Origin of the sequence: Rhodoferax sp. BLA1, assembly GCF_013416775.1 — a bacterium.
Lineage (GTDB): Bacteria > Pseudomonadota > Gammaproteobacteria > Burkholderiales > Burkholderiaceae_C > Rhodoferax.
The window spans coordinates 463,717-485,161 of record NZ_SZVI01000001.1 but is presented as its reverse complement, the minus strand read 5'-3'; the positions used below and the strand labels follow the sequence as shown (position 1 = coordinate 485,161).

General features: G+C 58.2%; 19 protein-coding genes and 1 pseudogene. 14 read left to right on the top strand and 6 right to left on the bottom strand.

The features are described from left to right. Window positions 1-120: 120 nt before the first annotated feature. Together FDG13_RS02400 and FDG13_RS02395 are read left to right on the top strand one after the other, a co-directional pair. On the top strand, window positions 121-2,349 hold the full coding sequence (locus FDG13_RS02400) for a malate synthase G (RefSeq protein ID WP_180125190.1): 2,229 nt from the start codon (window positions 121-123) through the stop codon (window positions 2,347-2,349). Window positions 2,350-2,564: 215 nt separating this feature from the next. After that, complete coding sequence (locus FDG13_RS02395) at window positions 2,565-2,792, top strand: cysteine-rich CWC family protein (RefSeq protein WP_180125189.1); 228 nt, start codon at window positions 2,565-2,567, stop codon at window positions 2,790-2,792. 98 nt (window positions 2,793-2,890) lie between these two features. On the opposite strand, the gene FDG13_RS02390 is transcribed toward FDG13_RS02395, so the two are convergent. Next, the gene (locus FDG13_RS02390; RefSeq protein WP_180125188.1) at window positions 2,891-4,852 is read right to left on the bottom strand and encodes a FimV family protein; all 1,962 of its coding nucleotides are present in this window, start codon (window positions 4,850-4,852) and stop codon (window positions 2,891-2,893) included. A 237-nt stretch (window positions 4,853-5,089) separates the two neighbouring features. On the opposite strand from FDG13_RS02390, the gene FDG13_RS02385 reads away from it, so the two are divergent. Then, the gene (locus tag FDG13_RS02385; RefSeq protein ID WP_180125187.1) at window positions 5,090-6,019 is read left to right on the top strand and encodes a class II glutamine amidotransferase; all 930 of its coding nucleotides are present in this window, start codon (window positions 5,090-5,092) and stop codon (window positions 6,017-6,019) included. A gap of 44 nt (window positions 6,020-6,063) precedes the next feature. Here the strand turns inward: FDG13_RS02385 and gshB are convergent, their stop codons facing one another. The 5 genes and pseudogenes from gshB to hemB form a co-directional block, all read right to left on the bottom strand. Then, entirely contained in the window at window positions 6,064-7,026 is a 963-nt protein-coding gene (gshB, locus tag FDG13_RS02380; protein WP_180125186.1) for a glutathione synthase, read from the bottom strand. A 71-nt stretch (window positions 7,027-7,097) separates the two neighbouring features. Further along, window positions 7,098-8,318: pseudogene (locus tag FDG13_RS02375) on the bottom strand (benzoate/H(+) symporter BenE family transporter); the annotation flags it as partial. A 174-nt stretch (window positions 8,319-8,492) separates the two neighbouring features. After that, the gene (locus FDG13_RS02370; RefSeq protein WP_255435034.1) at window positions 8,493-9,389 is read right to left on the bottom strand and encodes an alpha/beta fold hydrolase; all 897 of its coding nucleotides are present in this window, start codon (window positions 9,387-9,389) and stop codon (window positions 8,493-8,495) included. Window positions 9,390-9,408: 19 nt separating this feature from the next. Next, entirely contained in the window at window positions 9,409-10,545 is a 1,137-nt protein-coding gene (locus tag FDG13_RS02365) for a magnesium transporter CorA family protein (RefSeq protein ID WP_180125183.1), read from the bottom strand. A 59-nt stretch (window positions 10,546-10,604) separates the two neighbouring features. Further along, entirely contained in the window at window positions 10,605-11,618 is a 1,014-nt protein-coding gene (hemB, locus tag FDG13_RS02360; RefSeq protein ID WP_180125182.1) for a porphobilinogen synthase, read from the bottom strand. A gap of 254 nt (window positions 11,619-11,872) precedes the next feature. Between hemB and FDG13_RS02355 the strand changes: the two genes are divergently transcribed. The 11 genes from FDG13_RS02355 to rplW all read left to right on the top strand — a co-directional run bounded on the left by FDG13_RS02355 (window position 11,873) and on the right by rplW (window position 21,443). Next, the gene (locus FDG13_RS02355) at window positions 11,873-12,973 is read left to right on the top strand and encodes a VanZ family protein (RefSeq protein WP_180125181.1); all 1,101 of its coding nucleotides are present in this window, start codon (window positions 11,873-11,875) and stop codon (window positions 12,971-12,973) included. A gap of 9 nt (window positions 12,974-12,982) precedes the next feature. Beyond that, window positions 12,983-13,360 (top strand): ferredoxin, encoded by a 378-nt coding sequence (locus FDG13_RS02350; protein ID WP_180125180.1) that lies wholly within the window; start codon window positions 12,983-12,985, stop codon window positions 13,358-13,360. Between the two features lie 106 nt (window positions 13,361-13,466). Next, window positions 13,467-14,612, top strand: a complete 1,146-nt coding sequence (locus FDG13_RS02345) for a D-alanyl-D-alanine carboxypeptidase family protein (RefSeq protein ID WP_180125179.1) — start codon at window positions 13,467-13,469, stop codon at window positions 14,610-14,612. A 129-nt stretch (window positions 14,613-14,741) separates the two neighbouring features. Next, the gene (gene rpsL / locus FDG13_RS02340) at window positions 14,742-15,119 is read left to right on the top strand and encodes a 30S ribosomal protein S12 (RefSeq protein ID WP_078364581.1); all 378 of its coding nucleotides are present in this window, start codon (window positions 14,742-14,744) and stop codon (window positions 15,117-15,119) included. Between the two features lie 153 nt (window positions 15,120-15,272). Continuing rightward, complete coding sequence (gene rpsG / locus FDG13_RS02335) at window positions 15,273-15,746, top strand: 30S ribosomal protein S7 (protein ID WP_075585502.1); 474 nt, start codon at window positions 15,273-15,275, stop codon at window positions 15,744-15,746. 163 nt (window positions 15,747-15,909) lie between these two features. After that, a complete protein-coding gene (fusA, locus tag FDG13_RS02330) occupies window positions 15,910-18,012 on the top strand; it encodes an elongation factor G (protein ID WP_180125178.1) in 2,103 nt (700 codons plus the stop codon). Between the two features lie 110 nt (window positions 18,013-18,122). Beyond that, on the top strand, window positions 18,123-19,313 hold the full coding sequence (gene tuf / locus FDG13_RS02325; RefSeq protein WP_180124803.1) for an elongation factor Tu: 1,191 nt from the start codon (window positions 18,123-18,125) through the stop codon (window positions 19,311-19,313). 12 nt (window positions 19,314-19,325) lie between these two features. Further along, the gene (rpsJ, locus tag FDG13_RS02320; RefSeq protein WP_028250951.1) at window positions 19,326-19,640 is read left to right on the top strand and encodes a 30S ribosomal protein S10; all 315 of its coding nucleotides are present in this window, start codon (window positions 19,326-19,328) and stop codon (window positions 19,638-19,640) included. A 176-nt stretch (window positions 19,641-19,816) separates the two neighbouring features. Next, entirely contained in the window at window positions 19,817-20,497 is a 681-nt protein-coding gene (rplC, locus tag FDG13_RS02315; RefSeq protein ID WP_180125177.1) for a 50S ribosomal protein L3, read from the top strand. Further along, window positions 20,497-21,117, top strand: a complete 621-nt coding sequence (rplD, locus tag FDG13_RS02310) for a 50S ribosomal protein L4 (RefSeq protein WP_180125176.1) — start codon at window positions 20,497-20,499, stop codon at window positions 21,115-21,117. The genes rplC and rplD overlap by 1 nt, the downstream gene beginning before the upstream one ends. Then, window positions 21,114-21,443, top strand: a complete 330-nt coding sequence (rplW, locus tag FDG13_RS02305) for a 50S ribosomal protein L23 (protein WP_180125175.1) — start codon at window positions 21,114-21,116, stop codon at window positions 21,441-21,443. The genes rplD and rplW overlap by 4 nt, the downstream gene beginning before the upstream one ends. Window positions 21,444-21,445: the final 2 nt, after the last annotated feature.

The following is a 21,445-nucleotide window of genomic DNA, read 5'->3' as shown; positions in this document are numbered from 1 at the left end:
ACCAGAGGATGTTGGCTCTGGTCAGCGCGGTCAGGCCCCAACGGCCACAAACTACTCCAAGCCGCGCTTGCCCTGTTGAGGTTTTCTTTTCTTTGGCTTCATCAATTGACACCCACCACCATGACTCAACGCATTTCCAAACACCGCCTGCAAGTGGCATCCAACTTGTGCCAGTTTGTTGAACAGCAGGTTTTGCCTGGCACCGGCATCACGCCCGCCAAGTTCTGGAAAGGACTGGATGGCATCGTGGCCGACCTGGCACCCAAAAACATCGCCTTGCTCAAGGAGCGTGACCGTCTGCAGACCGAGCTGGATGCCTGGCACAAAGCCCACCCCGGCCCGATCACCAACATGCCCGTCTACCGTGCCTTTCTGGAGCGCATCGGTTACCTGGTGCCGGTGCCCTCCAAAACCCGCATTACCACCAGCAATGTGGACAGCGAATTGGCCAAACAGGCGGGCCCGCAGTTGGTGGTGCCAATCCTCAACGCCCGCTACGCGCTCAACGCCGCCAACGCCCGCTGGGGCAGCCTGTACGACGCGCTGTACGGCACCGATGTGATCGACGAGGCCAAGGGCTGTCAAAAAGTCGGCAAAACGGGTGGCTACAACCCCAAACGCGGTGCCAAGGTGATCGAGTACGCACGTTATGTGTTGGACCGCTGTGCTCCGCTCAAAAAAGGCTCCCATATCGACTCGGTGGCTTACAGCGTCAAGGGTGGCAAGCTGGCCGTCAAACTCGCTGACGGCAGCACCACCGGCCTGGCCGACCACGACCAACTGGTGGGTTTTCAGGGGGATGCCAAAGCGCCGACCAGCGTCTTGTTTGTGCACCACGGTCTGCATCTGGACCTGATCATCAACCGCGCCACACCTATTGGCGCCAGCGACCCAGCCGGTGTGGCTGACCTGGTGGTCGAAGCGGCCCTCTCCACCATCCTTGATCTGGAAGACTCGGTGGCGGCGGTGGATGCCGACGACAAGGTGCTGGCCTACAGCAACTGGCTCGGCATCCTCAAAGGCACCCTGACCGAAGAAGTGGCCAAAGGCAGCAAAACCTTCACCCGTGGCCTCAACCCCGACCGCCTCTACACCGCGCCCGACGGCAAAAAACCGGTGCGTCTGCATGGCCGCAGCCTGATGTTTGTGCGCAATGTCGGCCACCTGATGACCAACCCGGCCATCCTCTACACCGACAAAGCCGGTGAAGTGCGTGAGATTCCAGAAGGCATTCTGGATGCGGTGGTCACCACCACGATTGCGATGCACGACCTGGCCAAGACCAAGAAGGACGCCATCCGCAACTCGCGCAAAGGTTCGGTCTACATCGTCAAACCCAAGATGCACGGCCCGGCGGAAGTGGCGTTTGCCAGCGAGCTGTTTGGCCGTGTCGAGAAACTGCTGGGCCTGCCTGAGAGCACCGTCAAACTCGGCATCATGGACGAAGAGCGCCGTACCAGCGTCAACCTGAAAGCCTGCATTGCGGCAGCCGCAAGCCGTGTCGCCTTCATCAACACCGGCTTCCTGGACCGCACTGGTGACGAGATGCACAGCGCCATGTTGGCCGGCCCGATGGTTCGCAAAGCCGACATGAAAGCCAGCGTCTGGATTCACGCCTACGAGCGCAACAATGTGCTGGTGGGCCTGCAATGTGGCTTGCGCGGCAAGGCGCAAATCGGCAAAGGCATGTGGGCCATGCCCGACCTGATGAAAGCCATGCTCGAGCAGAAAATTGCCCACCCCAAGGCCGGTGCCAACACCGCCTGGGTGCCCAGCCCGACCGGCGCGACCCTGCATGCGCTGCATTACCACCAGGTGTTGGTCAGCGAGGTGCAAAAAGACATCGAAAAAACCCACGCCAAACGTGACGCACAGAGTGAGCACGACGCGCTGCTGGCTGGCCTGTTGCACATTCCGGTTACTGCCACACCCACTTGGAGCGCCGCCGAGAAACAGCAGGAACTCGACAACAACGCCCAGGGCATCCTCGGTTATGTGGTGCGTTGGGTGGACCAGGGCGTGGGTTGCTCCAAGGTGCCCGACATCCACAACATCGGCTTGATGGAAGACCGCGCCACGCTGCGCATCAGCAGCCAACACATGGCCAACTGGTTACACCACGGTGTGGTGACCCAAGCCCAGGTCACCGAAACCTTCCAGCGCATGGCCGCTGTGGTGGATGCGCAAAACGCGGGCGACCCGCTGTACCAACCGATGGCGGGCCACTTTGACACCTCCAAAGCCTACCAGGCCGCCTGTGACCTGGTGTTCAAAGGCCAGGCCCAACCCAGCGGCTACACCGAGCCGCTGTTGCATGGCTGGCGGCTGAAGGTCAAGGCTGCAGCTTGATGCAGCGATTGCTAAATACTATTTAATCAGTAGCTGCTGGCCGTTGTTTAACAAGGGCTAGAGCCTGATTTTTCTTGCAAGTGGATAGGCCAACGGCACCTGCGGGTGCCGTTTGTTGTGGCTTCCACCATGTCACGGACGGCCTGAGCCAAGGGATCGACGAACCTATCCCACCCTACACTCCGCTGATCAACGGCCTTACCGGAGCAGATCCCATGCCACTCAGTGCCATCCCCTCGACACCAAGCGCCGCATCCTTGTGCCCGCTCTGCGGTCAACCCAACCAGTGCGCGATGGAGGCGCAGCGTGCCACCGGTCAGGAGCAAGCGCCCTGCTGGTGTACTCAGGTCACGTTCAGCCAGAGTTTGCTCGACAGCATTCCTGCCACAGGCAAACACCTCGCGTGTGTTTGCGCCACGTGCGCCACAAAAAAAGAGGTGTGAACAGGCCAGGTCAGGGCGCTGTCACTGTGGGTGAATAGGCTGTGGCGCTGGATGGTCTATGACTAAAGCGCGACAGAGTGTTTCTCTGTTGTTGGTGTTTACACCGGGCCCGAGGGGCGAGGAGGCTGGGAGTAGCCCGGTGCGTCCAGGTCCAGATCAAGGTCCAGACTTTGCGCCGGTTGGTCGGTCACCGAGAGGTCCAGTGTCAGCGGGCCGCTGTCGCCGCTGGTGTCCATGTCCATGGCGTCCAGGGGGCTGGCGCCTGCAGGGGCCTCATCAAATTGTCCGCGCATGGTCATGGCGAGTTCGGCCATTTCCGCCGCTGCGCTGGATGCACCCAGGCCGCCGTGTGAGGTCATCTTCCAGGGCGAGTCTGAGGTGACTTTTTCGGCCACCGCGTGCAGCATCAGCAGGTCACGGAACGCAGCCAGGTCAAAGGACAGTTGCATCGGGGCGGCGTCGTTGTGGAAGATGCAGGCTTCCAGAAAAGCGATGGCTTCGATGTTGGGCCAGAACCGGGTCAGCACAGCCAGTGGTTCGGCGTAGGCCAACAGGTCGCGGCCTTCGTTGTTGTAGGCCGGGAAATCAGGCACCGATACATTAAAAAACTGGCTGAAGGCGACGCGCAGCTCGCGGAAATCGGCCTTCAAACCCTGCACGTGGTAGAGCGACAGCAGGTCCAGATAGACCAGTGGGTTGGGCTCGGTGCTTTCCATGATCTGGCGGCGCAGGATGTTGAGTGCACGATCCGTTTGCCCCAGGGATACAAAAAATTCGGCTTGTTGGCGAATGTCGGAGATGCTCTCCACATTGATGTTGTGGCCGCTGCCAAACCCATCCACCGGCACCACGGCCAGAGGTTCGGTCGAGATGGAGGGCTCCGTGTTGGACGGTGCCAGACTGTCCAGATCAATGTCCAGGTCGTGATCGGGGTCCGCTTCGGGTTGTGTGCTGGGCGCCACGACAGCAAGTGGTGCGGCCTGCTGGTGGATGAACTTGCCAAAATCAGACACCGGTGCCGAGGGTTGAATGGTGGAGGCGGGTGTGATCACCAGTGTTTCGGAGGCGTCTTTCTGGGCGTGTTGCCACCAGTCACCCTGCTGCGCTTTTTGTTGTTTGCGCAGCACCCACGTCAGTGCACCGAGTGAGGCCAGCAGCAGCCCCACCACCAGGTAAAACCAGGTCATTGGCACACGTTCGGCCTCGGCCTGGCGCAGCTTGGACTGGAACTCCGCCAAGCTGGCCTGATTGATCACCGCCAGGTCCTTGAGGGTTTTGACATCATTCTGCAAGGCCTGAATGAGCAAGGCTTGCTGCACCACTTCATCGCTGGGTGCAGGTGCAGATGCGGGGGCAGACGCAGGCAATGTTGCAGGCAGCAGGGCTTGCACTTGGGCCGGCGCAACGGGCTGCGCATCCAGCTTCAGCACCGGCTTGGCTGCAACCGGTTCTGGCGCAACCACTCGCTTGATCGGCGCAGCTGGTTTTTTGACCACCGGCTTGGGCGTGAGCTTGCCAACAACCGGTGCTCTGGCCGGTGCGGCCTCTTGCACCACAGGGGATGCCGCTGCTGATGATGTTGAGGAGTTGGTGTCAGCCGTGCCAGCTTGTGGCGCCTTCAACGGGGTTGATGAGGTGGCCTCCGCTAGGGATGCGGCGCTTGCCCTGGGCAGGTCTGGCGCAGGAAAGTCAGACAACAACACATAGCGGCGCGAGGTGGCGGCACCACAGGTGGCGCGAAGCACCACGGACACCACCGGTTCGTCAACCGCAGCTGTTGACCTGATGCGTACCATGGCCATCGGAACCGGCCCGGTGGTGACGGGTGTCACGGTCACGGAAGGGTTGACCTGCGGAGCGTCGGCAAACAGAACATCGGCTGCGAGGCATGACGCCAGAGCTTCTTCGCCGGAGCCGGGCAACACCGGGATAGACACATCCAGAGAACGGCCAACCACCGCATTGCCGCGCAAATCACCCAGGGTAAAGGCGTGGCCCGGTGCCGCTGCACCCGTCAGGACTGCCATCAAGGCAACAAAATAACTGACTCTGTTCTTCAAGACAGCTGTTCCACGTTGTGTTGATTGACGCATCGAAAAAGACCCGGTGACCGGCACAGGTGTACCAGCTGATCTGACAAAATGAAGTCCAAATGGATACCCTGAAAGCATACTCGCAAGACAGCTTTATTTTCTGCCATCTTGCCCCTTTCAAACAAAACATAGCAGGAAATCTATAAGCTTTGGGCCTCAGTGCAACATTTCGCTTGCCAGTGCCAAGCCACCAGAACACCCACCATGTGCCAACTTCTCGGAATGAACAGCCATTTGCCAGCCAGCTTGACGCTGAGCTTTACCGGGTTTTCACAGCGCGGTGGCTGCACCGACCACCATGGCGACGGCTGGGGCATCGCGTTTTTTGAGAGTGACGGTGACCTGCCCAGCAAAGGTGTGCGGCATTTTGTGGACAAACAAAGCGCCGCCACCTCACCGATTGCGCAGATGCTCAAGAATTACCCGATCAAGAGCCACAACGTGGTGGCCCATGTGCGCAAGGCCACGGTGGGCCAGGTCTCGCTGGAAAACACCCATCCCTTTGTGCGCGAGTTGTGGGGGCGCTACTGGGTGTTTGCCCACAACGGTGACCTGAAGAACTTCAACCCCTACCTGCACGGCCATTTCAAGCCGGTCGGCAACACCGACAGCGAGCGCGCTTTTTGCTGGTTGATGCAGGAGCTGGACAAATCGCATGCCGATGTGCCCTCGGTGGATGAGTTGACCCGTACCCTGCAGGAGCTGGTGCCGCAGATCTCCAAACACGGCACCTTCAATTTTCTGCTCAGCAACGGCCAGGCGCTGTGGGCGCATGCCACCACCAAGTTGTGTTATGTGCTGCGCGGCCACCCGTTTTACGAGGTGCACCTGAAAGACGACGACGTGACGGTGAACCTGGCGCAGCTCAACAGCCCGCAGGACCGTCTGGCCATCATCGTGACCGAGCCCTTAACCACCGATGAGGACTGGACGGTCTTTACCCCAGGTGAGCTCAAGGTGTTTGTGGATGGCACGCTGGCACATTGCAGTTGCCAGTGCGCCGCACCACCCCGCCCGGCGCCGATCACCGACCCGCTGGGTCCGGTGCCGGTGGTGCCCGAAGGACCGGCGCCTCAGTGCCAACGGGCTTGTGGGGCCTCAAGCGCCTGCACCAGGATGGCGACCACGACCTGACACGGGCTGGTACAGGCAACTTGCACCAGCACCCGCTGCGTGGATCAAGCGATGGCGCAGGCGGCTTCCAGGGCGTCCACAAACATGGCAGGCACGTCAAAGCCGGTCTGGTCAAAAATTTCCTGGAAACAGGTCGGGCTGGTGACGTTGATCTCGGTGAGGTGGTCCCCAATCACGTCCAGCCCGATCAGCAGCAAACCGCGCGCCGCCAGCACCGGGCCGATGGCTTGGGCAATCTCGCGGTCACGCTCGGTCAAGGGCTGCGCCACACCTTTGCCACCGGCGGCCAAATTGCCACGCACCTCCCCACCTTGCGGAATACGCGCCAGGCTGTAGGGGACTGGCTGACCGCCAATCACCAGCACCCGTTTGTCACCCTGGGCAATGGCGGGCAGAAAAGCCTGCACCATCACCGTCTCGGCACCGTCTTTGTTGAGGGTTTCGATGATGGCGCCCAGGTTCAGGCCATCTTCCTTGACGCGGAAAATGCCCATGCCGCCCATGCCGTCGAGCGGCTTGAGGATGATGTCTTTGTGCTCCGCGTGAAAGCGACGGATGGCCTGGGCGTCACGGGTGACCAGCGTGGGGCCAATGAACTGCGGCCACTCGAGGATCGCCAGTTTTTCCGGGTGGTCGCGCAGTGCACGGGGTTTGTTGAAGACCCGGGCGCCTTCGCGCTCAGCCTGCTCCAGCAAATGGGTGGCGTAGAAAAACTCGCTGTCAAACGGCGGGTCTTTGCGCATCACGATGGCGTCAAAGTCCTTCAGGGCCAGCGGTGGCGCATCGGCCGCTTGTGGCGCTTCGGTGAACCAGTCAGGGCTTTGGCCGGTCAGAGTGATGTGGCGCACGCTGGCGGTCACGGGGGCACCACGCTGCCACAGGATGTCGGTGGGTTCACAACTGCTGATGCTGTGGCCACGTTGTTGTGCCTCTCGCATCATTGCAAAGGTGGTGTCCTTGTAAATCTTGAACGATTCGAGCGGGTCGGCAACAAACAACAACTTCATGGAAACATCACTTTCTGGGTGGGCCACATCGGGCCTGGGACGCAAAACGAGACTGCCGCGCACTGCAAAGATCAGCGCGGCGGCAGGTCAAAGTGCGATTTTCCCGCCCTTTGCACCAACAGTGCCAGCGCCCCGGCAATCACCCCCCAAAACGCCGAGCCCACACCCGCAATCACCACGCCGCTCAGGGTGACCAAAAAAGTGATGAGTGCAGCCTCGCGGTGGAAGTCGTCGCGCAGCGCCGTCGTCAGCGCCGAGCCAATGGTGCCAAGCAAGGCCAGGCCGGCAATCGCCGCGATCAGCTCCTTGGGGAAAGCGGTGAGGGCGCCGGTGATGGCGGAGCCAAAAATACCGATCAGGATGTACAGCAGGCCACACGACACCGCTGCGGTGTAGCGTTTGTCCGGGTCCGGGTGCACCTCACGGCCCATACAAATGGCGGCGGTGATGGCGGCCAGGTTCAGCGCATAACCGCCAAACGGCGCCAGCACCAGTGTGACCAGGCCGGTCAGGGTGATCACCCCTGACACCGGAATACCGCGCTGGTCAACCGTGCGGCCATAACCGGCGGCGTTGATCACCGCCACTCCCGGCAGGTTTTGGGAGGCCATGGTCACCACAAACAGCGGCAGCGCCAGGCTGACGGCCGCACTCCAGCTGAACTGCGGCTGGGTGAACACCGGCATTGCCAAGCCAAATTGCACGCTAGCCCCCGTGAATCCTGAGGTCATAGCTACATAGGCAATAGCAACCAGCAAGGTCACAGGCACTGCGTAACGGCTCAGCCAGCGTTTGCCCACCAGATAGGTCAGCAGCATGATCAACACCAGCGGCAAATTGGTTTGTGCTGCGGTGAAGGCCTGCATGCCAAAACGTGCCAACACCCCGGCCAGCAAGCCCGAAGCGATGGCCATGGGCAAGTGGTTCATGGCACGTTCAAACCAGCCGGTGGCGCCCACCAGCGTGATCAGCGCCGCACACAGCATGAAAGCGCCCACCGCTTCCGCCATGCTGAAACCACCCGCCACACCGGCGGTGGCCAGCACCGCCGCGCCGGGTGTGCTCCAGGCCACCATCACCGGCTTTTTCAGGATCAGCGAGGGCACCGCGCTGCAAAAACCCATGCCAAGGCCCAGCGCCCACATCCAGGAGGTGATGTGTTCGGGGGTGGCGCCAAACGCCAGCGCGGCCTGGAACACGATGGCCACCGAACTGGTGAAACCGACCAGGACGGCGACAAAACCGGCGGTGAAAGCACTGGGGGAAAGGTCTTTGAAAAACTGCATGGCGGGCCTATGGGTAAGGCCTGATTCTTACATTGCTTGCGCAGCCGCCATGCCGGGCTGCGGCAGGCTTTTAGTCGGCCCTCAAGACAGCCTTTTGTGCCGCCTCTCACGCGGGCCAGCACAAGATACATCCTTATAGAGAAAAACTCGGCTTAGCCCTTGATTTGTCTGGGCTGACAGCTATGGCTTTTGAGTCAGAAAGTCGCGCACTGCGGGCAGGGACAGTTCGGGCGTTTCTTCTTGCGGCAAATGGCCCACCGCCTCTAGCGTCAGCAGTTGGCTGTGTGGTATGGCCTGGGTGTAGTCGGCCGCGTTGGTGAACGGGATCATCGCGTCTTGTTGGCCCCAGACCAGCAGTGTGGGTGCGTCGATGCTTTGCAGCAATGGCCGCGGGTCCACCAGCACCCGTTGTTGCAAACGTGCCATCAGCGCCTGGCGCGAACCGTGCGCCAGCATCAGGTCGTGGTAGAGCGTGGTTCGTTCATCGGTCAGTGTGCTGGTGTTGGCGTATGCGGGCGCCAGGTTCTGGCGCAGCAGCCATTTGGGCAAGGTGAAGCGCATCAGTTGCAGCGTGATCGGCACCTCTGGCTGGGCCCCATACACTTCGCCCGGGCTGGTAAAACCATCGGGCGCCACCAGCACCAGTTTGTCGACCCGCTGCGGGTGGGTGGCGGCCAGGGTCCAGGCGATGCGACCACCCATCGAGTGGCCGACCAGGCTGGCACGCTTGAGCTGCAGCTGGTCCATCAGCGCCAGGATCAGCGTGATGGAGCGGCCATCGCTGTAGTCGCCCGTGGGGTCGGGCTCACTCAGGCCACTGCCGGGCAGGTCCAGGCGAATCACCCGCAGCGACCCCGACAAATCTTGGGCCCAGGCGTCCCAGGTCTGCAGGCTGCCACCAAAACCATGCAGCATCAGCACGGCGGGCGCCTCACGCGGGCCGCTGTCGCGCACATGCAGCCTGATGCCCTGCACCTCAACCAAGTCACTCGGGGCGGCCAGGTAACGGCGCTCCAGGTCGGCCCGGTCCAGATCGGGGGTCCACAACATCCACAGGGCCAGGAGCAGGATCAGCATGGGCATGACAAGCAACAAACTAGCGCGCCGCCGAGCGGTCCAGGTAACGCTTGCGCCAGAAGAAAACAACCAGGGCCAGGGCGGTCAGGCCCATGGTGGCCATGGCCAGCCAAAAACCATAAGCGCGGTGTAACAGCGGAATGAAGTCGAAGTTCATGCCAAAAATACCGGCAATCAGGTTCAGCGGCAGGAACACCGCGGTCAGCACAGTCAGGGTGCGCATGATCTCGTTGGTGCGGTGGCTTTGTGCGTTGAAGTGGATCTGCACCGCGGTCTCGGCGTTGCGCTGAAGCTGGCTGACATGGTGCACCACCCGGTCAATGTGCTCCAGCACGTCACGGCTGCGCACCTGCAGCAGGTCGCGCTCTTGCTGGCCCAGGTGGCCTTCACTCTGCGGCCAGGTTTTTACGGCTTCGATCCAGTCCTGGATGGCGCTGCGCTGGTCGTCGCAGATCTCGTCGAGCTGGTGCAGGGTCTGGCGCGCGTCGAGCACGGTGCGCCAGTTGGTGAAACGGGTTTTGGGGTCGATCAACTCGGTTTGCCAGTGGTCGAGCTGGTGGCTGAGTTCACGGCGCAAAGCCAGGAAACCGTCGACCATGTGGTTGACGATGCGCAGCATCAAATCGGCCGGGCTGCCGGGCAGATCACGTGCGCCAGCTGTGTGGCCTTCGGGCAGAGCGGCCGGGGCCGGGTTGCCACCTGCGGCCAGCAGGCGTTGGGCATAACTGTCGCGCTGGCTGCAGTCGTCCGGGTGCACACTGAGCAGGAGCTGGTCAAACACCACCAGCCCGACGGCCCGGGTGTCGATGCGTCGCAGCAAGGGGGGGCCGCTGCGCTTGTTGGTGCGTGGCGCAGCTGGCGCCAGGGCCGCGTCGACCTGGCTTTCTGCCAGACGGCGAAACACCAGCATGTCGTATTGCGAGGTGTAGTCAAAGCGCGAGGGCAGTTGCTGGTTCAGCAGGTCAGAGACATGCAGGTTCAGCAACTGCAGGCCACACAGACGCTGCAGTGTGGCTTGCAGTCTGTGTTGCATCTGTTCGAATTCGGCGCGGGTGCAGCTGAGCCACAGAAAGCCGGGTGCGGGCAGGCGCAACTCCTCCAGCGTGGTGCCGAGTTTCTCCGTCACGCTGCCCGCGTGGATGGCAAAGATGCGCATGCCCAGTAGTTGTATAAGAAAAAGCTGTCTAGCCCTTATGGATAAAGGGCCAGTAGCTCTTATTTCTTGAGCAAGCGAGCAGCGTCGCGGGCAAAGTAGGTGAGTACACCGTCGGCGCCAGCACGTTTGAAGGCGAGCAGGCTCTCCAGCATGACGGCGTCGTGATCGAGCCAGCCGTTTTGCGCAGCGGCCTTGAGCATCGCGTATTCACCGGACACCTGGTAGGCGAAGGTCGGGATCTGGAACTCGTCCTTGACACGACGCACCACGTCCAAATAAGGCATGCCGGGCTTGACCATCACCATGTCGGCGCCTTCGGCAATGTCCAGCGCCACTTCGCGCAGGGCTTCGTTGCTGTTGCCGGGGTCCATCTGGTAAACCTTTTTGTTGCTTTTGCCCAGGTTGCCCGAGGAGCCCACCGCGTCACGGAACGGGCCGTAAAAGGCCGAGGCGTATTTGGCGCTGTAGGCCATGATGCGGGTGTGGACGAAGTGGTTGGCTTCCAAGGCCTGGCGGATGGCACCAATGCGGCCGTCCATCATGTCGCTCGGTGCCACGATGTCGGCCCCGGCCCCGGCTTGGGTCAGCGCCTGTTTGACCAACACCTCCACCGTGGCGTCGTTCGTGATGTAGCCGTCTTCGGCCGGGTCTGGGTCAATCAGACCGTCCTGGCCATGGCTGGTGAACGGGTCCAGCGCCACGTCACACATGATGCCGAGCTCGGGAAACTCTTTCTTGAGCGCCTGCACCACCCGTGGCACCAGGCCGTCGGGGTTGAGGGCTTCACGGCCGTCAGGGGTTTTTAAGGATTGGTCAATCACCGGAAACAAGGCCATCACCGGGATGCCCAGCTTCACGCAGTCTTCGGCCACGGGCAGCAGCAGGTCCAGACTCAGGCGCTCCACACCGGGCATCGACAACACCGCCTGGCGCTGTTGTGTGCCATCCACCACAAACACCGGGTAAATCAAATCATTGGCCGTCACCGCATGTTCACGGACCAGGTTGCGGGTGAAACTGTCGCGGCGCAGACGGCGCGCACGGCCAAGGGGAAAAGGCGCGTAAGGGGTCATTTTTAAATTCCTTTGCATGATTTTGTCGTCGTAAAGACATTATTTCGTGCTTGACTTGAAACAAGGAAAAAATTTTGTTAAATTACGACCCGGGCAGTTTACTGCCCCCCGCTTTTCCTCCCTGAGCGGGGCCTTGATGTGTGACAGCAAATAGGCTTACCACCCCAGCCCTTGTGCTGGGGTTTTTTTTGGGCCGCTCTGTGTTCTCCCCTAAACTGGCCGCATGACCCCGATCCCTTTCCTGTGACATCAGCATGCCTGCGCACAAAACCTCGGCCTGGCCGTTGGCGGCCGTGTATGTTGGCCTGATCGTTTACGCCAGCCTGTACCCGTTTCTTGGCTGGCGCGACCAGGGGGTGTCGCCCTGGGTGTTCCTGACAGCGCCCTGGCCCAGGTACTGGACCGCGTTTGATGTCATCTCCAATGTGCTGGGTTATATGCCGCTGGGTTTTTTCATGACCCTGGGCGCTCTGCGCACCGGCCACCTGCGCTGGGCGATTTTGCTGGCGGTGCCAACCGCCGCCATCTTGTCGATGGCCATGGAAACCTTGCAAATCTACCTGCCCGCGCGGGTGCCATCCAACCTGGATTTGGTCTTGAACATTTCAGGCGCGGCCTTGGGTGCGTTGGTGGCCTGGGGTCTGGAAAAACTGGGGATGCTGCAGCGTTGGAGCCGGTTTCGGGCCAATTGGTTTGTGCCGGACGCGCGCGGTGCCTTGGTGTTGTTGGCGCTGTGGCCCCTGGCCTTGTTGTTTCCGACCACGGTGCCGTTTGGCTTGGGTCAGGTGATGGAGCGCCTGGAGGCGACGCTGGCTGACTTGCTTGCCGACACTCCTTTTCTCGAGTGGTTGCCGGTGCGTGACATTGAGTTGCAGCCGCTGTGGCCGGTGACCGAATGGCTGTGTGTGTTGCTGGGGGTGCTGGTTCCGGGTCTGTTGGGGTATTGCATCATGGCTCAGGCTGGCAAGCGGCTGTGGTTCCTGATCTGGATGGTGATGTTGGGTGTGGGGGTGAGCAGTTTGAGTGCAACGCTGAGTTTTGGGCCAGAGCACGCCTGGGTCTGGTTGAGTGAATCGGTGCGGGGTGCTTTGGTGGTCGCGTTGGTACTGCTCGCGTTGCTGTTGGCGGTGCCACCGCGTGCTGCCGCCGCCCTCGCTGTGTTGGCTTTGGGGGTGGATCTGAGCCTGATCAACCAGACCTCGACCGACCCTTATTTTGAGCAGACCTTGTTCATGTGGGAGCAGGGCCGTTTTATTCGCTTTCACGGGTTGGCGCAGTGGCTGGGTTGGTTGTGGCCTTTTGCGACACTGCTCTATGTGCTGAGTCGGGTGTGGGGAAAAGAGCCGCGCAACTAAAATTCAGTCATGACACACTCCACATCCCCAGAGGCTGCCACTGCCACGGTGGCACCCGCCGCCAGTTATTTTCAGCGGCACATTTTTTTCTGTACCAATGAGCGAACCAATGGTCAGACCAGCTGCGCGCAGTTTGACGCCCAAGGCGCTTTTGAGCACTGCAAGGTGTTGGTGAAAACGGCCGGGCTGGCGGGCCCAGGTCAGGTGCGGGTGAACAAGGCGGGTTGTCTGGACCGCTGTGCAGCGGGGCCGGTGGCGGTGGTTTACCCCGAGGCAGTTTGGTACAGCTATGTGGACAAAGCTGACATTGAAGAGATTGTGGAATCCCACCTGAAACACGGGCAGGTGGTCGAGCGACTGCTGGTGCCGCCAGACGTGGGGCATTGATTTGATTCAAGATATTTTGTGCTCAAGCCCTTATGTATAAAGGGCTCATAGCTATATTAACTATAGTTAGTAACCTGCCTGTGGCTGGGTCGACGCCTTACCCCTCATGAAAAAAGTCTTCTTGACTCTGGTTGCCTGGGTTGCACTGACGGCTGCGGCACAAACCCCGCAAGCCCCTGAAATTGCCGCTCGCTCGTATGTGCTGCTGGATGTGACGGCGAATCAGATCCTGGCGCAAAAAGACATCGACATGCCGGTGGAGCCGGCGTCATTGACCAAGCTGATGACGGCTTACCTGGTGTTTGATGCCTTGCGCAACAAAAAAATCGACCTCAAACAAACCCTGCCGGTGAGTGAACGCGCCTGGAAGATGCCCGGTTCACGCATGTTCATTGACCCGAAGATGCAGGTGCCGGTGGAAGACCTGATCAAGGGCATGATTGTGCAAAGTGGCAACGACGCCACCATGGCACTGGCCGAAGGTGTGGGTGGCAATGTTGAGCGTTTTGTGCAAATGATGAACGAGCAGGCCAAGATTCTTGGCATGAAGTCCACCAGTTACAAGAACCCGGAAGGTCTGGCCGAAGCGGGCCACACCACCACAGCGCGTGATTTGAGTGTGCTGGCCACGCGGCTGATGCGTGATTTTCCCGACTATGTGCACTATTACGCAATCAAACATTACCGCTATCCGGGCACCCCTGCGGCCAATGACAACAACCGCAATTCCCTGCTGTTTCGCGATCCGACGGTGGACGGCTTAAAAACCGGGCACACCGATGCGGCGGGTTATTGCCTGATTGCCACTGCTCACCGTGATGTGGCAGGGGTCGGAAGTCGGCGCCTGTTGTCTGTGATGTTGGGGACGGCCAGCGAAAACGCCCGCGCCAACGAGTCACAGAAGCTGCTGAATTGGGGTTACACCGCCTTTGAGGCGGTCAAGCTGTTTGATGGCAACCAGGCGGTGGTGACACCTGCCATCTGGAAGGGGACCCAGTCCACCGTTGGCCTGGGGCAACCCCGGCCGATCATTGTGGCGGTGCCAGCTGGAAGCACTACCAAATTGTCCACCGAGGTGGCGCGTCCGGAGCCGCTGGTGGCCCCGTTGACCAAATGGCAAGCCGTCGGAACGCTCAAGGTCAGCAGCCAGGGTCAACTGGTGGCCGAGGTGCCGCTGCTGGCCCTGCAAGAGGTTGAGCAGGCAGGGGTGCTTGGCCGCGCGTGGGATGCCGTGCGGCTCTGGATCAAATAAAGTCCATTGCCCTCATCAAGGCTACCTGATATAGTAGCGGGCTTTTCGGAATTTCCGAAGGGGTTCACGTTCTCGTTATTTTCATGTTTTCTTAAGCGTTTAGGGACGTTTAGTTTTTAGGAGGCTCAGGTGCCAACCATTAATCAGTTAATTCGTCAGGGGCGCGCGGTCGAAACGATCAAGTCCAAAAGCCCGGCGATGGAAAATTCTCCACAACGCCGCGGTGTTTGCACCCGCGTTTACACCACCACCCCCAAGAAGCCCAACTCGGCTTTGCGTAAAGTTGCCAAAGTGCGCTTGACCAATGGGTTTGAGGTGATTTCTTACATCGGCGGTGAAGGCCACAACTTGCAGGAACACAGCGTGGTGCTGGTTCGTGGTGGTCGTGTCAAGGATTTGCCTGGTGTGCGTTACCACATCGTGCGTGGCTCGCTTGACTTGCAAGGCGTGAAAGACCGCAAGCAGTCGCGTTCCAAATACGGTGCAAAACGTCCTAAGGCTAAATAAGCTTTTGGTCTGTTGGTTTAAAGAGGTGTTTGTTGCTGCGTGGCGCAGTCGGCAAACGTAGTGACCCAAGGTTCGGGTCGAGTAAGTGAGAGTCTTATTTGTTAACTCTCGCGGTGTTGTTGAAACACCAACTGAAGCAATAGAGGTAAAAAAATGCCACGTCGTCGCGAAGTCCCTAAACGTGAAATCCTGCCGGATCCTAAATTCGGCAATGTCGAGCTGTCCAAATTCATGAACGTGATCATGGAAGGCGGCAAAAAAGCGGTTGCTGAGCGCATCATTTATGGCGCGCTGGAGCAAATCGCCAAGAAGCACCCCGATAAAGACGCTCTCGAGGCGTTTACCGTGGCTATCAACAACGTGAAGCCGCTGGTTGAGGTGAAGTCCCGCCGTGTTGGTGGTGCTAACTACCAAGTGCCGGTGGAAGTGCGTCCGGTCCGTCGTTTGGCCTTAAGCATGCGCTGGATCAAGGAAGCTGCTCGCAAACGTGGTGAAAAATCCATGGCCCTGCGTCTGGCCAATGAGTTGCTGGAGGCTACCGAAGGTCGTGGCGGTGCCATGAAAAAGCGTGACGAAGTTCACCGCATGGCCGAAGCCAACAAGGCTTTCTCTCACTTCCGCTTCTAAGCAGCGGCTACTGCGCGGTTTTCATGCGTCGCTGCAGTCTCTGGTTGTGTCCTCGATACTGCCTGCAAGACTGCTCGGTTTGAAAGCTGCTCCCTGCGCCGCTGAGGTCACAAGCCTTCAGCGGCGTAGTAGTTTGAAAATATAGATCAACCAAGGATCCATCATGGCCCGCCATACCCCCATTGAGCGTTATCGCAACATCGGCATTTCTGCTCACATTGACGCTGGTAAAACCACCACTACCGAGCGCGTGCTTTTTTATACCGGTGTCAACCACAAGATTGGTGAAGTGCACGATGGTGCGGCCACCATGGATTGGATGGAGCAAGAGCAGGAGCGCGGCATCACGATCACGTCAGCCGCAACCACTTGCTTCTGGAAGGGTATGGACAAGTCCTTGCCTGAGCACCGCATCAACATCATTGACACCCCTGGACACGTCGATTTCACGATTGAAGTTGAGCGCTCCATGCGCGTGCTTGATGGTGCGTGTATGGTTTACTGTGCTGTGGGTGGTGTGCAGCCGCAGTCTGAAACCGTTTGGCGTCAGGCCAACAAATACAAGGTGCCTCGTCTGGCCTTTGTGAACAAGATGGACCGCACGGGTGCCAACTTCTTCAAGGTTGTCGATCAGATGAAACTGCGCTTGAAGGCCAACCCTGTGCCCATGGTGATCCCGATTGGTGCTGAAGAAAACTTCACTGGGGTGGTTGATTTGCTCAAGATGAAAGCCATCATCTGGGATGAAGCCTCGCAAGGTATGTTGTTTGACTACCGTGACATCCCGGCCGAACTCGTTGGGTTGGCCAAGGAGTGGCGCGAGAAGATGGTTGAAGCTGCTGCTGAAGCTTCTGAAGAGTTCATGAACAAGTACCTTGAAGAAGGCGATTTGTCTGAAGAAGAAATCAAGCTTGGTATTCGTACGCGAACCATCGCCAGTGAAATCCAGCCGATGTATTGCGGCTCGGCCTTCAAAAACAAGGGTGTGCAGCGGATGCTGGATGCAGTGATTGAGTTCATGCCGTCGCCCGTGGATATTCCGCCGGTGAAGGGCATCGATGAAGATGATGCACCTATCGTGCGTCAAGCCAGTGACACAGAAAAATTCTCTGCGCTGGCATTCAAGTTGATGACCGATCCGTTTGTGGGTCAGTTGACTTTCGTGCGTGTGTATTCGGGTGTCTTGACCAAAGGTGACACGGTTTACAACCCGATTCGCGGCAAAAAAGAGCGTATTGGCCGTATCGTGCAAATGCACGCCAACAAGCGCGAAGAAGTGAGCGAAATTGTCGCCGGCGACATCGCTGCTTGTATTGGCCTGAAAGATGTCACCACTGGTGAAACCCTGTGTGATCCAAATGCCATCATCATGCTGGAACGCATGATTTTCCCTGAGCCAGTGATTACCCAGGCGGTCGAGCCAAAAACCAAGGTTGACCAGGAAAAGATGGGCATCGCTTTGCAGCGTTTGGCTCAGGAAGATCCGTCATTCCGCGTCAAGACCGACGAAGAGTCTGGCCAGACGCTGATTGCCGGTATGGGTGAACTTCACTTGGAAATCATTGTTGACCGCATGAAGCGCGAATTTGGCGTGGACGCCAACGTTGGCAAGCCGCAGGTCGCCTACCGTGAAACCATCCGCAAAACCATTGAAGATGCTGAAGGCAAATTCGTGCGTCAGTCTGGTGGTAAGGGTCAATACGGTCACGTGGTGCTGAAGATTGAACCCAATGAAGCCGGTAAGGGTATTGAGTTCGTTGATGCGATCAAGGGTGGTGTGGTGCCGCGCGAGTTCATTCCGGCGGTCGAAAAGGGTATTCACGAAGCCGTCACACAAGGTGTGTTGGCTGGCTACCCTGTGGTTGACGTCAAGGTCACGTTGCACTTCGGTTCGTACCACGATGTGGACTCCAATGAACTGGCGTTCAAGATGGCTGCTATCTTTGGTTTCAAGGAAGGCTGCCGCAAGGCTGGTCCGGTGATTCTTGAGCCCATGATGGCTGTGGAAGTGGAAACCCCTGAAGACTATGCTGGCAACGTGATGGGCGATTTGTCCTCACGCCGTGGCATGGTTCAAGGTATGGAAGACATGGTCGGTGGTGGCAAGGCCATCAAGGCTGAAGTGCCGCTGTCTGAAATGTTTGGTTATTCAACCACTCTGCGTTCCATGTCTCAAGGGCGTGCGACTTACACGATGGAATTCAAGCACTACACGGAAGCACCGCGTAACGTGTCTGAAGCCATCATGGCAGCTCGCGCCAAGTAAAAAAATCTGTCTGCGATGTCGCACCCCGCGCTGCCCGTGGCAAGGGATCCAGTGACGACATGCAAACATTAAACCAATCCACGGGCATTGCTCTTTTAAGGAACTGAAAAATGGCAAAAGAAAAATTCACACGTACCAAGCCCCACGTCAACGTGGGCACCATTGGTCACGTTGACCACGGCAAAACCACCTTGACTGCAGCCATCACCACCGTGCTGGCAGCTAAATTTGGCGGTCAAGCCAAAGCCTACGATCAAATCGACGCAGCGCCCGAAGAAAAGGCTCGTGGTATCACCATCAACACCGCCCACGTTGAATACGAAACCGCTGCACGTCACTACGCCCACGTTGACTGCCCTGGACACGCCGACTATGTGAAAAACATGATCACCGGCGCTGCTCAAATGGACGGCGCTATCCTGGTTTGTTCTGCTGCTGACGGCCCCATGCCTCAGACCCGTGAGCACATCCTGTTGGCTCGCCAGGTCGGTGTGCCTTACATCATCGTCTACTTGAACAAGTGCGACATGGTGGATGACGCTGAACTGCTTGAACTTGTTGAAATGGAAGTGCGTGAACTCCTGGACAAGTATGACTTCCCAGGTGACGACACCCCCATCATCCATGGCTCAGCCAAGCTCGCCATGGAAGGCGACAAAGGTGAATTGGGTGAAGGTTCCATCTTCAAACTCGCTGACGCATTGGACAGCTACATCCCCACGCCAGAGCGCGCTGTGGATGGTGCCTTCCTGATGCCAGTGGAAGACGTGTTCTCCATCTCGGGTCGTGGTACTGTGGTGACTGGTCGTATCGAGCGCGGCATCGTCAAAGTCGGCGAAGAAATCGAAATCGTCGGCATCCATGACACCCAAAAGACCACCTGCACCGGTGTTGAAATGTTCCGCAAACTGCTCGACCAAGGTCAAGCGGGCGACAACGTTGGCATCTTGTTGCGCGGCACCAAGCGTGAAGACGTCCAGCGCGGCCAAGTGCTGTGCAAACCGGGTTCGATCAAGCCGCACACCCACTTCACTGGTGAAGTCTATGTGCTGTCCAAAGACGAAGGTGGTCGTCACACCCCGTTTTTCAGCAACTACCGTCCTCAGTTCTACTTCCGTACGACCGACGTGACCGGTGCCATTGAATTGCCAGAAGGCAAAGAAATGGTGATGCCTGGTGACAACGTGTCGATCACTGTGAAGCTGATTGCACCCATCGCCATGGAAGAAGGTCTGCGCTTTGCTATCCGTGAAGGTGGTAAGACCGTTGGTGCCGGTGTGGTTGCCAAGATTCTTGCTTAATAAGGGAACATTATGGCAACGAAACAAAAAATCCGCATCCGCCTGAAGGCGTTTGATTACAAGCTGATCGACCAATCGGCCGCTGAAATTGTGGACACCGCCAAGCGCACGGGTGCCATTGTCAAAGGCCCAGTGCCTTTGCCAACACGCATGAAGCGTTTTGACATTTTGCGTTCACCTCACGTCAACAAAACCAGTCGTGACCAGTTCGAAATCCGCACCCATCAACGCTTGATGGACATCGTGGATCCGACTGACAAGACCGTTGACGCACTGATGAAGCTTGATTTGCCGGCAGGTGTGGATGTAGAGATCAAATTGCAGTAACTGCAGTTTCCGGCGAGAACTGATTTGCTTGCGCACGCGGCGATCTGTGGTTATACTCGCTGGCTCTGTTGAGATGGGCTTGCAAAAGTCTATGTCGCAGATTTTTATCAACCCTCTTTCACAACCAAACAGTCTCACCAATTGAAGTGGGGCTGGTGAAAGTTATGGAGAAAACAATGAGTCTAAGCAATCACTTTGGATTGCTTGGTCGCAAAGTTGGCATGATGCGTCTGTTTACAGATGATGGGAATGCAATTCCTGTCACTGTGATTGATGTGTCCAACAACCGAGTGACTCAAGTCAAAACCCAAGAGAACGATGGCTATGTTGCTTTGCAAGTGACATTTGGCGCGAGAAAAGCCTCTCGTGTCAACAAGCCGACCGCTGGGCATCTTGCCAAGGCGGGTGTTGAGGCGGGTGAAATCATTCGCGAATTTCGTGTGACCCCAGAGGCTGCCGCCTCGTATCAAGCGGGTGCCGTGGTTCCTGTGTCTGCTGTCTTTGCAGTCGGTCAAAAAGTGGATATCCAAGGTACCACGATTGGTAAGGGTTATGCTGGCACCATCAAACGGCACCATATGAGTTCGCAGCGCGCGTCTCACGGTAACAGCCGTTCGCACAATGTTCCTGGCTCCATTGGTATGGCTCAAGATCCGGGTCGGGTGTTTCCTGGTAAGCGCATGACGGGTCACCTGGGTGTTGATCTGGTGACGACGCAGAATCTGGATATTGTCCGGGTTGATGAGTCTCGTCAGTTGTTGTTGATCAAGGGTGCTATCCCTGGTTCTGCTGGTGGTTTTGTGACCGTGCGTCCCGCCATCAAAGCAAAAACCGTTGAATCGAAAGGGGCGAACTGATGCAGATCGAACTCCTTAATGATCAAGGTCAAGTGGCATCCACAGTGGATGCGCCGGAAACTGTGTTTGGTCGGGCTTACAACGAAGATCTGGTTCACCAGGTTGTTGTTGCTTTTCAGGCTAACGCTCGTCAAGGCACGCGTGCTCAAAAAGATCGTGAGCAGGTCCGTCACTCTACCAAGAAGCCTTTTAAGCAAAAGGGTACAGGTCGTGCTCGTGCGGGTATGACGTCATCGCCGTTGTGGCGTGGCGGCGGTCGGATTTTTCCGAATATGCCCGATGAAAACTTCGCTCAGAAGATCAACAAAAAAATGTACCGCGCTGGTATGGCTTCGATTCTGTCGCAGCTGGCACGCGAAGGTCGTCTGGCGGTGGTCGACTCGTTGACCGTTGAGTCGCCCAAGACCAAGGCACTGGCTGCCAAATTCAAGGCGATGAACCTTGATTCGGTGTTGGTGATTGCTGATGAAGTTGACGAAAACCTTTACCTCGCTTCGCGCAATCTGGTGAATGTCTTGGTGGTTGAGCCTCGTTATGCTGATCCGGTGTCGCTGGTTCACTACCGCAAGGTGTTGGTGACCAAAGCGGCTATGGGTAAATTGCAGGAGATGTTCGCATGAGCCATGCTAATAACCCCAATCAAAAATTTGACGAAGGTCGTTTGATGCAGGTTCTCGTTGCGCCTATCGTGTCTGAAAAGGCCACGATGGTTGCGGAAAAGAGCAATGCTGTGACCTTCAAGGTGCTCCAAGATGCTACCAAATACGAAATCAAGGCCGCTGTGGAATTGATGTTCAAGGTAGAAGTCAAGGGCGTGTCTGTGGTGAACACCAAGGGTAAGACCAAGCGTTTTGGCAAGTCTGTTGGGCGTCGCGACAATGTTCGCAAAGCCTACGTGATGCTCAAGCCAGGTCAAGAAATTAACCTTGGTGGGGAGGCTGCGTAATC

Excerpts from the sequence above, each read along its gene's own strand:
- FDG13_RS02400 (WP_180125190.1), top strand. The coding sequence starts at position 121 with ATGACTCAACGCATTTCCAAACACCGCCTGCAAGTGGCATCCAACTTG.
- FDG13_RS02395 (WP_180125189.1), top strand. The coding sequence starts at position 2,565 with ATGCCACTCAGTGCCATCCCCTCGACACCAAGCGCCGCATCCTTGTGC.
- FDG13_RS02385 (WP_180125187.1), top strand. The coding sequence starts at position 5,090 with ATGTGCCAACTTCTCGGAATGAACAGCCATTTGCCAGCCAGCTTGACG.
- gshB (WP_180125186.1), bottom strand. The coding sequence starts at position 7,026 with ATGAAGTTGTTGTTTGTTGCCGACCCGCTCGAATCGTTCAAGATTTAC.
- FDG13_RS02370 (WP_255435034.1), bottom strand. The coding sequence starts at position 9,389 with ATGCTGATCCTGCTCCTGGCCCTGTGGATGTTGTGGACCCCCGATCTG.
- FDG13_RS02365 (WP_180125183.1), bottom strand. The coding sequence starts at position 10,545 with ATGCGCATCTTTGCCATCCACGCGGGCAGCGTGACGGAGAAACTCGGC.
- hemB (WP_180125182.1), bottom strand. The coding sequence starts at position 11,618 with ATGACCCCTTACGCGCCTTTTCCCCTTGGCCGTGCGCGCCGTCTGCGC.
- FDG13_RS02355 (WP_180125181.1), top strand. The coding sequence starts at position 11,873 with ATGCCTGCGCACAAAACCTCGGCCTGGCCGTTGGCGGCCGTGTATGTT.
- FDG13_RS02350 (WP_180125180.1), top strand. The coding sequence starts at position 12,983 with ATGACACACTCCACATCCCCAGAGGCTGCCACTGCCACGGTGGCACCC.
- FDG13_RS02345 (WP_180125179.1), top strand. The coding sequence starts at position 13,467 with ATGAAAAAAGTCTTCTTGACTCTGGTTGCCTGGGTTGCACTGACGGCT.
- rpsG (WP_075585502.1), top strand. The coding sequence starts at position 15,273 with ATGCCACGTCGTCGCGAAGTCCCTAAACGTGAAATCCTGCCGGATCCT.
- fusA (WP_180125178.1), top strand. The coding sequence starts at position 15,910 with ATGGCCCGCCATACCCCCATTGAGCGTTATCGCAACATCGGCATTTCT.
- tuf (WP_180124803.1), top strand. The coding sequence starts at position 18,123 with ATGGCAAAAGAAAAATTCACACGTACCAAGCCCCACGTCAACGTGGGC.
- rpsJ (WP_028250951.1), top strand. The coding sequence starts at position 19,326 with ATGGCAACGAAACAAAAAATCCGCATCCGCCTGAAGGCGTTTGATTAC.
- rplC (WP_180125177.1), top strand. The coding sequence starts at position 19,817 with ATGAGTCTAAGCAATCACTTTGGATTGCTTGGTCGCAAAGTTGGCATG.
- rplD (WP_180125176.1), top strand. The coding sequence starts at position 20,497 with ATGCAGATCGAACTCCTTAATGATCAAGGTCAAGTGGCATCCACAGTG.
- rplW (WP_180125175.1), top strand. The coding sequence starts at position 21,114 with ATGAGCCATGCTAATAACCCCAATCAAAAATTTGACGAAGGTCGTTTG.